This is a genomic window from Candidatus Auribacterota bacterium (genome assembly GCA_026392035.1).
GTDB lineage: Bacteria > Auribacterota > Tritonobacteria > UBA1439 > UBA1439 > JAPLCX01.
The window spans coordinates 1-12,939 of sequence record JAPLCX010000004.1 but is presented as its reverse complement, the minus strand read 5'-3'; the positions used below and the strand labels follow the sequence as shown (position 1 = coordinate 12,939).

Annotated in this window: 9 protein-coding genes and 1 other RNA gene; 1 reads left to right on the top strand and 9 read right to left on the bottom strand. The window is 57.8% G+C overall.

From position 1 onward, the window contains the following. Nucleotides 1–280: 280 nt before the first annotated feature. From NTX71_00175 to NTX71_00150, 6 genes are all read right to left on the bottom strand, one after another. Complete coding sequence (locus NTX71_00175; GenBank protein ID MCX6338320.1) at nt 281–3,067, bottom strand: hypothetical protein; 2,787 nt, start codon at nt 3,065–3,067, stop codon at nt 281–283. Between the two features lie 74 nt (nt 3,068–3,141). Further along, entirely contained in the window at nt 3,142–3,663 is a 522-nt protein-coding gene (locus NTX71_00170) for a hypothetical protein (protein MCX6338319.1), read from the bottom strand. A gap of 304 nt (nt 3,664–3,967) precedes the next feature. Next, nucleotides 3,968–4,147 carry a hypothetical protein gene (locus NTX71_00165; protein MCX6338318.1) on the bottom strand — a complete coding sequence of 60 codons (180 nt, stop codon included), beginning with the start codon at nt 4,145–4,147 and terminating at the stop codon, nt 3,968–3,970. A 61-nt stretch (nt 4,148–4,208) separates the two neighbouring features. Further along, nucleotides 4,209–4,563: a transfer-messenger RNA gene (ssrA, locus tag NTX71_00160) on the bottom strand. A 677-nt stretch (nt 4,564–5,240) separates the two neighbouring features. Next, nucleotides 5,241–6,485, bottom strand: a complete 1,245-nt coding sequence (locus tag NTX71_00155) for a DEAD/DEAH box helicase (GenBank protein MCX6338317.1) — start codon at nt 6,483–6,485, stop codon at nt 5,241–5,243. A gap of 25 nt (nt 6,486–6,510) precedes the next feature. After that, nucleotides 6,511–7,191 carry a hypothetical protein gene (locus NTX71_00150; GenBank protein ID MCX6338316.1) on the bottom strand — a complete coding sequence of 227 codons (681 nt, stop codon included), beginning with the start codon at nt 7,189–7,191 and terminating at the stop codon, nt 6,511–6,513. 370 nt (nt 7,192–7,561) lie between these two features. Between NTX71_00150 and NTX71_00145 the strand changes: the two genes are divergently transcribed. Continuing rightward, the gene (locus NTX71_00145; protein MCX6338315.1) at nt 7,562–8,902 is read left to right on the top strand and encodes a hypothetical protein; all 1,341 of its coding nucleotides are present in this window, start codon (nt 7,562–7,564) and stop codon (nt 8,900–8,902) included. A 327-nt stretch (nt 8,903–9,229) separates the two neighbouring features. On the opposite strand, the gene NTX71_00140 is transcribed toward NTX71_00145, so the two are convergent. From NTX71_00140 to NTX71_00130, 3 genes are all read right to left on the bottom strand, one after another. Beyond that, complete coding sequence (locus tag NTX71_00140; protein ID MCX6338314.1) at nt 9,230–11,266, bottom strand: SBBP repeat-containing protein; 2,037 nt, start codon at nt 11,264–11,266, stop codon at nt 9,230–9,232. A gap of 248 nt (nt 11,267–11,514) precedes the next feature. Continuing rightward, nucleotides 11,515–11,712 carry a hypothetical protein gene (locus tag NTX71_00135; GenBank protein MCX6338313.1) on the bottom strand — a complete coding sequence of 66 codons (198 nt, stop codon included), beginning with the start codon at nt 11,710–11,712 and terminating at the stop codon, nt 11,515–11,517. 316 nt (nt 11,713–12,028) lie between these two features. Beyond that, on the bottom strand, nt 12,029–12,939 hold a 911-nt coding region (locus tag NTX71_00130; protein MCX6338312.1), incomplete at its 5' end, for a radical SAM protein.

Genomic DNA, 12,939 nt, shown 5'->3' with positions numbered 1-12,939 from the left:
AGTCCGTTACGAGGCCACGACCAACCAGTGGTTTGATGACCTTGAGAATACATGGACGACGGTTCGCAAAACAACACGTTCATGGTCAGTTCAAAAAATCAAGCGATTGTGTAACTTTACTTAATGCGTTTGTATTAGTAACTAGAAACGAGCCACCAGAAACTGTAGTTCACATCTGTGTTTATCAGTGGTTATCACACTGGTTCTCAATCCGCGTGCATCCGCGGCTGAACCATGCAAGTTTTTCCGTGCCCTCCTTGTTCTCTGTGATAAAAATCTGCTATTTCTTCTCCGTATTGATGCGCTTGATGATCTCCTGGTATTCAGGTGGGATGGGAGCCGACTCAACGGCATCTTCCTCCGCCTGCTCCTCCGAAAGTCGCGCTCCCCTATCCACGCCGGTGACCGGCGCCTGCTCGGCGGCTTCCCCTCCGCTCTCAGCGGGGGAGAGCGTGAGCCGCCTTGCGGATCTTCCCGACTGGTCCTCTTCTCCCCTGAGCTTGATGTGTACCTTGTCCTTGACCTCAGTTGGAGGAGCGAATGGTTTTTCGGCGATACTCGAGTCATGCATCCCGCGGCCGGCGCCCGTCACGCCTGTCCCCTGCTTGCCCGTACCCTCACCAGCGCGTCCCTTCTCCGCATCGGATGCTTTCTGCGGCGCGGGGCCAGATGCGGCTCCCTGGCTTCCTGTTTTCGATGCTGCCCCACTTAAACCTTGTTGCCCTTTCTGCCCTTCCCCTCTCTGCGATGCCGCGGCAGATGCAGACCCTTGACTCCCTGTTCTCGATGCCGCCTCGTCCGAACCTTTGTGCCCGCTCTGCCCTTGCGCTTCCTGCTTTTCGGCTTGAGGAGCGCTTGAGGGCGGGGCTGTTGCCCCCTCCTTCTGACCGGATCCAGTGCCACCCTTCTCCTGGAGTCTCTCCTGCCCCTCCCCCTTTTCAGCACCTATGCCCCGGGCTTTTTCTGAACGCTCCTTTTCTCCGGCGGCTCCTCGCACTGATTCTTTCTCACCCTTCGATCCGAATTTATTTTCTCCTGTGGCCCCGGCTCCCGCCTTCTCCTCCCGGCCTTTGCCCTCTGCGCCCTTCTCTGCCGCCGATGGCATACCACTTTCTGATGGCGTCTTTCCGCCCGCGCCGGTTATTTCACCTTCTCGCGAGCCGCTCCGTTGTTCCCCGGTTGGGCCTTGACTCTCCTTACCGGTTCCCTGGCCCGACGGAGGGGCATTGCCACCACCCTCTCCGCGCGCATCCTTTTTTTCGCCGGGCTTACCGATGCCTTCCTTTCCTGCCGCACCACCTTCTTCTCTTGCACCCTTCCCCTCAACGGTGGCGCGCTTCTCACCCTGTTCCCCCCCTGCCTGGGCCCCGCGAGAGGGCTCAGCTCCACCCTTCGCTTCAGGAGTTCCCTTCTCGCCAGCGGCCGCTCCTTTTTCGCTCTGACTTTTAACCTCTCCACCCTCCTGGCCCATTCCTGATTTCGAACCGATCTTTGACTGAGCTTCGGCGCCCCTGCCGGCCGCGGCGCTCCCCTTCGAAGCCCCTGCCTCCCCGACCTGCTCGCGCTGGCCCTTGAGGCCTCCTTTGATCCCTTCGCCCTCTCCAGCGCCTCCCCCGGCGGCAGACTCTCCTCCGGGAGGTTTATTCCCGTCGCCAGATCCACTCTCGCTGCCTGATGTGCCGCCTCGCTCCCCTCCTGCCGCTTTCTCTTTTCCAGATGTCGCTCCACTCTTACCCTGGCCGCCGGATCCGCTCTCCCCGGTTCCCGCACTGCTCGCCTTCCCACTGCCCTTCTCTTTATCCCGCGCGCCCTCCGCTCCTCCTCCGGCGGGTGTAGTTCCCATGCCCCCGCCGCCGCCTGGTGAACGATCTCCCGTCTGCAGTCCAGACGAAGAACCTGAGTCAGGCTGGGAAGAGGTCTCGGAGCTGCCGGAGCCGCTCTGACCTTGTTGCTCCTTCTCGCCCTTCTCCTTTGCAGATTGCCCACCGCCTTGCTTATCACCCTTCTCCTTTGCGGCTGATTCATCACGTCGCTGTTCACCCGGTGGCTGCGCCGACTCGCCGCCGCCCTGCTGGCCTCCTCCCGTTGACTGCTCACCTCCGGGTTGCTCTCCGCCGGGAGACTGGCCGGAAGACGATGTTCCACCGCTCGACGATTTTCCGCCGCCCTGCTCATTCTTTCCAGAAGGAGGAGGCCCCCCACTTGATGCACCCCCGCCGGCCGGCGATTTTCCGCTGCCCTGCTCATTTTTGGATTGCGCAGACTTCCCGCCTGATGTCCCGCCGCCGCTCTCCTCCGCTCCCTTCTCCATCCGGTCGAGCTGCTGCGAGATATTCTGCATCGTTTGGCGGAGATCCTCTCTCATCTGCGCCACCTGCTTCGGCTCCTTCCGCTGCGCCGCCATATCCTCCTGCGCGCCCGCGCCGCCGCGCTCCTCCCCTTTCGACTGCGGCGTCGGCGTCGGCGGCCTCTCGCCTCCCTTTTCATCCTCCCGGAGCGCGAGGCGGTCTTTTTTCTTTTCCCCTTCGGCGACGGTCCCCGCGATGTCCCGGCCGCTCAACCTGAGTGAAATGTCGAGACAAAAAGCCAGGGCGATGGCCAGCGCGATATACGCCGAGGGAGGCACGCGGTGCGGGAGGATTTTTCGTATGTTGTGGGTGTTGAGGTCGGAAAGGATCTCATCCGCGAGCCTGTCATAGAGCCGCGGCTTCACCTGATGGGACGCGTACTCGATGAACGTCACCAGGCGCTGCTTGAGTTTCATCTCGCCGTCCATGAGGGCGGCCGCATCCTCCTTGTCTGTCCAGCAGCTCCGCACGCGGAGCACCCGGAAGATAGCGAAGGCGATCAGCGCGCCCGTGCAGAGATACAGGATGAGGGAGGGGAGCGACACCATCCGCGTGAGGACATACCAGGCGAACAATACGGCCAGGGTAACTGCGAGGATGTCGAACAGGGCCTTTTCCAGCTTCAGACGGTTGGAGCGCAGCCGGACATCTTCCAGGCGATGCTCGACCATCTCCTCGGGCGAGGATGGGTTCGGCGAAATCGCACGTTGTGGTTTCAAGAAATTGAAGAAGTTCATACGCGTATGGTGAGCCTGGCGGCCGGCCCCGAAGGCCGAGGCGGCACTGCGCAGTTTCAGGGAATGCGGGCCGACTGAGCGGGCTTGTCCTCAACCCACACCTTCTCGTCCTCCTCGATCCAGTGGCCTGAGGGGATCAACCGCTCCTCAAAGTGAGCATCTATGACCTTTCCGTCCACGACCTTCTCCTCAACCCAGACACGCTTCTTTTGAGAGGTATCAACCCACTTGCTCTTCTTGGCGACCTCGTAGTGGCCCGGCCCGATCCCCTCGACCTTACCAGCGGCTTTGCCGCTCCTGATATCCTGCTCAACGCCCTTCAGGAGCTCCTTCTCGGCCTTTTTCCTGAAATAATTATCCGATGCGCTGCCGGCGGCCGCCCCACCCACACCGCCCAACATCGAGCCGAGCATGACTCCCTCGCCGACATGGCCCGTGGCTGCGCCGATTGCAACACCCGCGCCCGCTCCAAGCAGCGTTCCGACTGCGGCCACATTGCGCGTGTTCGCGATATCAGCGCACCCCGCAGCGCCCATAGCCATGACTACTATAATTGAAAATGTCAACTGTCTCGGCACAGGCCCCACCCTTTCTCTATAGGTGCAATTATATCAAAATCGCACATACAACAAGAGTGTTAATGGGGTTACTCAGCCAGGCAGCGATGCGCTTAAAAGTGTGTACTTTCATATGCCTCGTAGCCGACACTTAAGTGTCGGCTACAGCACATTGTGGGAATTTGCGTAAAGTCCACACGTTTTGCCTCATTATCAGTCAGGCAATACTCATCTGGCGCAGGATGAGATCCCATAACCCATGAGCGGAGGATCTCAGGCCATGACTGATCTTAAGGCGCCTTTCAGGCGCACGAGCGGATCTGAATTAAGTTTGAATTCTCGAGCGGCCGGCCGTGCGCACAAATCTCCCGGCACCGCGAATTACGAAGAGGGCCGCAAAGACGTAGTCATTCTTGTAGGCGGGGCCCCGGGGGGTATTGATGGTGAGTGAGCCGGCGGTCGCGACCGGGGGGAAGGAAATGTTGCTGACGGTAGGGTGCGGCATCTAAAAATAACTTCTCCCTTATCCCTTTCCCCTTTTCACTTCTCACTTTCCACTGCAGTTATGGTGGAGGTGGCGGGAATCGAACCCGCGTCCTGATGGAAACCCGCGACAGCATCTACATGCGTAGCCCCGCTTTGATTTCGCCACCCTGGTCTCCATCGGGGCGGGATACCAGGTCGGCTATCCTCTGACTAACGATGGTTACCGATCCCAGAGGAGCGAATCGACAACCAGCCTGCTTCCGGCGTCCTTCCCGGTCCTGCAGGCTAGTCCCGGGAGGACGTAGCCGCTTAATTAAGCGGCTAGTGCTAACTGCTCGTTTGCAGTTATGGTTTTGCCAGGTGTTTAGAGAGGCCTCCTGACAACCTCTGCACGCAGCTGACGCACGCGTACACCAGTCGAAACCGATCACCCCCATTTCTCTGGCTCTATTATATCACAAATGCCCGCAGTATCCAGCTTCAATTTCGAGAGTCCAATTTCGAGAGTCCTGCGGACGTTTTCGCTGTCATCTTGGCGGGCAAGCGGCGGAACCAATTACGGAACACGGTCAAACTGGGGCGGTTTAGCTTTTTAACTTCATGTTCCAACAACTGAACTCTGGTCATAATTTAAGCACCTCCGTTGAAATTATATCACAAGAGCTAACGTGTTATTCTACACAAATCTCCGTTTGCCGGGGCACCCGAGTCCCCTGCACCCAAAGCATGTTGTCGACGAGAGCTACTGTCAAGCTTTTCTTGTTCGCAGTCCGAAGACACGCAGTCCGAAGAATCTTGACGGGAGGCGGTCAGGCGGCCACCATAACACTGGAAATTCCGCGGTTATGGTGATTTGGGGATAACACGGGAACTTTGTTATGACTGATGCCGGCGACCGAGTGCAGGCGGCGCTGGACGGATGTGCCAACTTCTTGCGCGAGAATGAGTTGTCGCTTTCCAAACACCAAGCTTACCTGATCAGATGGGTGAGGGAGTTCGTGCGTGGGGTCTATAATTGATTTGTCACACCTGGGGTCAAATCTTTAATCTTGATAATTCATCCGTCCGGCAAGAGTTAATATTTTACCTTGTTTCTCCCTGACACCAGGCTTTTAACGCGACCGGGGCTTGAATCCTCTGCGCCGGAACTGCTGCGGGTGGTGGAAGCCCGTGCCCTTCGCGCCTTTTGCGGCGGGCTTGTTCCCGGGCCCATGGTGGAACCGCTCGCCGGGAACCTCGGGATGCTCCGAGACCGGGATCACGGCACGGATGAACTTCTCTATATCCTTCACGTCCCTCCCCTGATCCGGTGTTGCCAACGTGATCGCATGCCCTTTCTTTCCAGCGCGGCCGGTGCGGCCGATGCGGTGCACATAGTTCCCTGTATCATCGGGGAGGTCGAAATTGATGACGAGCTCAATTGCCAGTACATCGATGCCGCGCGCGGCGATGTCCGTGGCCACAAGAATACGGTATTGGCCTGTCTTGAACCCACGGAGGGCCTCCTTGCGCTGTGCCTGCGACCGGTCCGCGTGGATTTCCGCGGCGGCATGGCCCATGGAGCGGAGCAACTTCGCCACGCGGCCGGCGGAGCGTTTGGTCCGCACAAAAAGCAGGGTGGATCCGGTGTACTGCTTGAGCAGTTGCCCGAGGAGTTTCCCCTTGAGATCCTTCTTGACCACGAATATCTCCTGAGTCACGTGCTCCGCGGCCGTTCCCGAGGGGGCGATCTCGGTGCGGACCGGCAGCTTCATGTGGCTTGACGCGATCTTCAGAACAGACGGCTGCATCGTCGCGGAGAATAGCATGGTCTGCCGTTCTCTCGGAATCACTTTGAGAATACTCTCGATCTGCGGGAGAAAGCCCATATCGAGCATCCGGTCCGCCTCATCGAGAACCAGGATGCTTACATCATTAAGCTTCACCTGCCGCTGTCTGAGATGATCGTTGAGCCGGCCGGGTGTCGCGATGATGATCCGGGGGTTTTCCCGGAGCCGCTTGATCTGATTGAACATTGATTCGCCGCCGATCACTACTGTGGTCTTGATTTTAAAGACATGGGCGAGCTTCACCATGCTCTCGTTGACCTGAATGGCAAGTTCCCGGGTCGGCACCAGCACAAGCCCTCTTCCCTTCCCCTGGGCCAGGCGCTGAATCATCGGGATCCCGAACGCGAGCGTTTTACCGGTGCCGGTCTGGGCGACCCCGATGACATCATTGCCCCCGATGGCAATCGGGATCGCCTTCTCCTGGATAGGAGTCGGAACGGTGAACTTGAACGACTCCAGGATGTCGAGCAAACCGGGCGCAATCCCTAATCCGTAAAAGCTTCTTTCACTTTTGTCCATTTTATTCATAAGAGTAACTCTCCTTTATAATATATCATCGCGCTTTGGCGAAATCCCAACCCATTTCAATCGCCAACGAATGGGGGAGAAGCATCATTGTCCGGCAGGAATCCACGCCCGTCGCTTCGATATGATCGCTTATTGCCTTTGCAAACGGACGCGCGGCCGTCACCACGGATGTGATCTTCGCCGGAGGGTTTTTGGTATATCCCGGATCGTTCACCGCACGGCGGCACGATTGAGGATCAGAACAGACGAAATGGGTCCGGCACACGACCGGTCTCACGGGATAGGCGCTGCACGTGCCGTTTACCAGCAGAGGACAGCAATGGTCGTAGCTGGAAAGATCTGTTTGCTCGCGGATGTTGGCCGACGGATAACTGCCCGGCCTGTAATCATTCCATTCATGCCATTGTTTCGTTCGTATCAGAAGGCTGCTTATCTGGCCGATCGAAAATTCCCGCTTGATATATTGCGCCAAGGCGTGGGCCTCCGCAACGTTCGTAACGATATGATTCCGGCAGCAGTGTGAACATCCACACGTGCACGTGGGGATGATGCCGTCTCCGCTACGCAGCTGGTCCAGCCCGCATGCAATCGCTTCATCCAGCGATGAATACACGCAGTTGACGAATTTCTCTTGCGGTGTAATCGGGATATCGGCTCCGACTTTCCCATGGGGCATCCAGGAATCGGTATTCTCAATCACATTCATTATTCTTCCTTTTGCAGCAGCAGCGCTAGGCAGCCACGGCCAACAAAGCTATTTGCTGATTGTATCAGAATGCCGGCTCTTTTACATCCCTCATATACCCATAATACCGCCCAATTGCGATAAACCCAACATCAATCGATTTTATGGCGCGATCCACTTGTTGGTAGCGGGGACGGGATTCGTAGTCGATTCGTACAGCGTCCCTGTCCTTACGGCGCGCCGGGTGTATTCAGGGGCGAGACAGGGAGCTAAAGACATGCAGCGGGTGGGACTGACGGCGTGATGGGCGTCGACGCCGGATGTATGATGGAGTTATAACTATCGGCATGGGATGGTATACTAATCTCCATTTCAGAGAAAGGAGCGCCAGATGTATCGTAAAGTAAAACCGGGTTTCGTGGCGGGAGTTGTCTCGATCGTATTCTTCATCATGGCGGCCGCTCTCTTCGGCGCTCCGAAAGGGGCCGCGAAGAGAATGAGCGATGTGGTGGTTTCCAAGGGCAGCGAGGCGCCGGGTCTCCTGGGGATTCTCCTGGAGCGGATCGGGGGCTACGCCATGAAGGGCGGGAAACTCGAGGTCGTCCCCTTCCAGATCGACGAGAGGGACAAGAACGGGGACCTCGTCTATACAAAATACGAGGGGGGGACGACGGCGAAGCTCGACGGGAAGCTCGACGGCAAGGACGATATAGTCTTCCTGTATCAGGACGCGGGCGAGAGGATGAAGGGCGAGGCACTGCCGGCCGGAGCGACCGGGGGGGCGGAGATCAAGGTTGCCGATCCCCTGGGCGGCCCCGACGCCTTTTTCTACCTCTTCACGTTCGAGGGGAAGGCCCCCCGGTCGGAAGTGGACTACGTGAAGTACGACCCGAAGAAGGATTGGGTCACGAGCATTTATTACACCGTCGGCTTCCCCTACAGGAAGGCGATACAGGTCCCGAGCTACTTCTCCCAGAGCGCGGCCGCCGGCGGAAACGGCAAGAACATCTATGACCTATACAAGCTCCTCCTGAAAATAGACCTCAAACTCATCGGCAAGGAGAAGTGGTCGCAGAATGATTTCATCTCGGTGCCGGTCGGGTATGTTGAGGGGCCCGTAAGGGTCTCCCGGCGCGTCACGAGCGCCTTGCGCCTCGCCGGTCCCATTCACAGCGCCACGTTATACAGTGACAGCTCCTACTACCCTTACTACTGTTCTTTTCCCTCCCGCATCCAGATTCCGTTCCATCTGCAGTCCATAGCCCATAGCGTGTCAATGAGAATCAGCGATGATCTGAGCGGGAACGCCAAGGGGATGACCTGGTACAACGAACGGAACAAAGGCGGCCTCGAGATCACCGGAAAGCCAAGCGAGGAAGCGGAGAAGCTCGACCGGGGAGAGTATCGCTGGAAGATCGCGAACGGCCCCCAGGGGACGCTCATGACCGTTACCCTTTTCGACCCGGGGATGGGTATGATAAAGAAGGGGCTCTATTACCATGATGACGAGTCGAAACCCGACGAGCCGTGCCAGTTCATCGGGCAGATCGCCAATTCCGGATTTGAACTCACCAATATCGAGTCGCTGCCGAAGGGAAATTACAATTTCACGGTTTACGTCTTCTGCCCGGTGAATTACAGGAAGGGCGACGAGGAGATATACCTCGATTCCATCACGCACCCCCTGACCGTCTCGGCAAACAGCATTCCCGTTAAACCGGATAAACCGTGAGCAGGGGCGTAGTCCCCGCCCGGCCCTGCTCCGGGGAGTGTCAGAGAAATCAGGGTCCGGGGGCGGGATTTATACCCGATTCAAAATGTATTCCTATCCTGATCTCGCGCTGGCTGTATGCGGGGGCGAGGCAGGGAGCCAGAAACATGCAGCGGGTTGGGTTGACAGCGTGAGGCGCGAACTGTGGCAGCGTCTATTCATTCGCCGGGGACGACGGATATCCCTGAGCGTTGACAATTATTGATGTGGTAAGGATATCCTTGCACAGAGTCAGATCAGGCCATCGGAAGATTTGTCTCGCTGTGCTAAAAAGCGGCGTTGCCTGAATTATTGTACCGTCACCATCTTCTGATCTATATATTCCGGTATTGCATTGGCGACGCTCGGCTCCACTCCTTCCGGAACAAGACCCACGGTGATTAGGTATGTCCCCGCGGCGTTTGGAACTGTGCCCGTGAAAAGGCGGGCAGAGTATGCGCTGCGCAATCCCTTGACCTTGGATGCGAGCGCCCTCAGGCCCTTCTGCAATCCCCCGCCCGGCCTGAACGAATAAAACTGCCCGTTGGGCATCACGATACCCCCGTACGCGTCGAATGCCCCCGCGACCGGCTGGAGCTCGACATCTACGGTGAATGTATCACCCGGGCGCGGAGTCTGGCTGCTCACGATCACATTAAGTTTGGAGGGTGTTGGCGTCGGCGTGGGCGTGGGAGTGGTAGTCGGTGTTGGCCCTTGCTTTATCCCGAGTTTTGTCACGAAGGCATTCTGATTACCTGTGTTGCCCGGCCAGGTCTGCGCCGGATTCTCCAGCGGGAAATCAGAAGAGAAGGTGAGTCCTGTCAGGACTATGTTACCAGCAGGATCGACGGCCAGTCCATAGGTGCGGTCATTTTCCTTCCCGCCGAGGAAGGTGGAGTAGCCTAACGTGGCGCCGTCTGGGCTGATTTGCATAAGTATGGCGTCATATTCCCCCTGGAGAGCCGGGAATAGTGCGTCTTCGGTATACGGAAACAGGGATGGAGCTTCAACAGGTTCACTGGAAGGTGTGTATTCTACCCCCGGAGAAATGGTCTCCCCGCCAACATAGGCCGTGCCTTCCGAATCGACGGCCACGCTGGTGCAAAAGGAGCCCCACTTTCCTTGGGGCGATCCGCCTCCCAGAAAGGTAGAATAGACGAGTGATGCCTCTCCCTGTAAGGAAGGATCGATCTTCACCAGGTAGGGCTCATCTCCTGACGTGCCCGCCTCGAGATAGGAGGCGCTGCTGTAGATGGTGGGCACGGGCGGCTTGATCATCGGAAAGCCTGCCGACTGCGTGCGACCTGTGGCTACAATAAGTCCCTTTGGATCCAGAACCATGCCGTACGTGTCATCCCGGGCGTCGCTTGCATCAGCCCCCAGGTATGTGGAATAAAGCATCGTATATAGAGAAGATTCGTCACCGGGTAGACTTGATGCGAACTGGGTTACAAAGCCGTTACTGAGGTAGCCCGATGGCGCAGGGGAACTTCGGTACGCATTGGTGGTGGTGGGAAAGTTTGAGGATCTGGTATAGCCGGCCAAGGTTATTTGGCTGCCGCTGGCGTTCACCGCAACGCCGTGCCCCTGCTCCCCGTGATCGCCGCCGAGAAAGCTTGAATAGACCAATGAGGATGCGCCTCTCTTGCTCGGGTCGACGATAACCAAGAAGGCATCCGTCGGCCCGCTGAGGTCTGGTTGGATGGCGTTCGGTGTCACCGGGAATTTGATCGCTCCTCCTCCTCCGCCGGAGGGGGTCACCCCCGTGACGTACACCAGGCCCTGCGGGTCTACCGCGATGTTGTTACCGTTACTGCCGTCATCGACAAATACTTCTCCCGGCCCGCCCTCCACGCCGCTGCCACCCAGGTACGTCGAGTACCGCATGTTGCCGCTCGCATCAAATACGGTAACGAAGTAATCCGACTGTCCGTTGTTCTGTGTCTGGAAGGCGCTTATGGTAGGGAACGGTCCCGATGCATCCGAGCTTGTCAGGCCGGCGACGGCAACTCCGCCATCCGGCATGGTAGCAACCCCTATGCCCATGCTTTGCTTGTTGCCACCCAAGTAGGTGCACCAGAGCAAGTTGCCAGCGGGCTCGTACTTCGCCACGAAAGCCGACATCGTGCTGCTTGCCCAGGGGGTCGGTTGCCAGGCGTTCAGCACGGGAAGGTCAGAGACCTGGGTGGCGCCTGTCACGTAAATGTTCCCCTGGGTGTCGCTGGCGGCGTTCTGAGCGAAGGTCAGAGCATTGCTGCAAGAGTCACAGGGTGTTGATCCTCCCAGATAGGTTGAAAAGATCAGGCGGGGCTGGCTCCCGGTGGGCGGAGACTTGCTTTCTTGCATAGATGGTTGGCCGCCACTGCTTGGAATAACAGTGATCACAAGCAACATGGTTACGGGGGTACTCTTGAGAAAGTGAATAATGTCCTCAAATGAGTGCATAATCTTCCTCCGTGGTAATATCTGGTCTCTCAATTTACGAGGTGGCTGGGATGACTGCCATCCCTGGTGTGGTGTCACTAACACTTCTTTACCACTACTGTCCAAATTAGCCAAAAGCCAGGTTTAGTTGATTACGAGAGGTGATCGTGTCAACAGACGTCTGATAGGGTGCATTGAGCCAGTCCGGTGATGATCTTCTCTCGGAGTAACCACATTTCGACGGCGTGACGCCACGGGGCGTCGACCGTTCTCCTGGTGTGGCGGCGCACCGTGTCGAGCTCCGCCACGAACATCGCGACGACCGTTTCAATCGCCTCCTTTCTCCTGCGTCTATTGTACTCCCTCATTCCATCCCGTCCAGCGCAAAATATCTCGCAGGAGGTCCGTCCCCGTAGTCAGGGGATAGCCTGCCCCACCCAAAAGGTTCCATCTATAATTAAAGGGCAGGTTACATTCGCTAACGAGCAAGTTGTACATGTCATGGGTTCTACGCAGTGGCGGGATTTGTACCCGATTCGTAAAAAGTCCCTCTCCTGACGGCGCGCCGGCTGTACGCGGGGGCGAGGCAGGGAGCCAAGGACATGCAGCGGCGGCTGTTATCATGATTCCATCCCGGCACTTCTTTCCCAGAGTGCCGTCGGGTTTGCTAAAATCACGGTCTCATTATCCGGTCGTTAGGACACTCCACCTGTGGCCCTGTTGGCGCTTGAAGTCCGCGTATGCCTTGTAATCCATAAGGCTGTTGCCCCTGTATGAGAGATTGGCCACCAGGCTGATCAGCGGCTCGCGGCGATGCCACACGCTGCTGCACATCCTGCGCAGAATGCGCGGCATGGAATAGAATTTCCGGTTGCAGTAGATATTTTCCCGGAGGATGTCGTCCAGCGACAAATGCTTATACCGGGCCACCGGGAATGTCAGCGTGTAGTATTTCCAGTCTTCCGGGAACAGATCGAGGGCGATGCGGCCCTCCGATTTCATCTGGTCCCACAGGCGCGTGCCTGGCAAGGGTGTCAGAAACAGCGCGTTGAGATGGTCCACGCCGTACTGGCTGGCCGCTTCGGCGATGCATATGCCGATGCCCGGTTCGTCTATGTCCAGACCTATGATAAAGGAACCCACGACCAGAATGCGGTGCCGCTGTATGCGCCGCACGGAGGCGCGGAAGTCCCGATTTTTTAGAAGATTGAATTTCTTGCCAAGTTCCAGGAGCCCTTCCGGCGTGGGGGTTTCAAAGCCGATAAAGACGCCGCTGCAGCCGGCCTTCGCGGCCAACGCCAGGAGCTCTTCGTCATCGGCGAAGTTTATGGTGGCCTGGGCAACCCATTTCTTCCGCAGGTTCGCCTTGGCCAGGGCGCGGAACAAGTCCTTGGCGCGGGCGATGTGTTCGGGGCGCGTGCCGATGAGGTTGTCGTCCACCACCAGAACATGTCTCTCGCGGATTGATTGGAATTCCCGCACGACATCCGGAATGGGTCGCTGCCGGTAGCGGGCCCCGTTGAACGTCGTCACGCTGCAAAAACTGCAATTCAGCGGACATCCGCGCGTGGTCTGAATGGCCCCGAAGGCATATC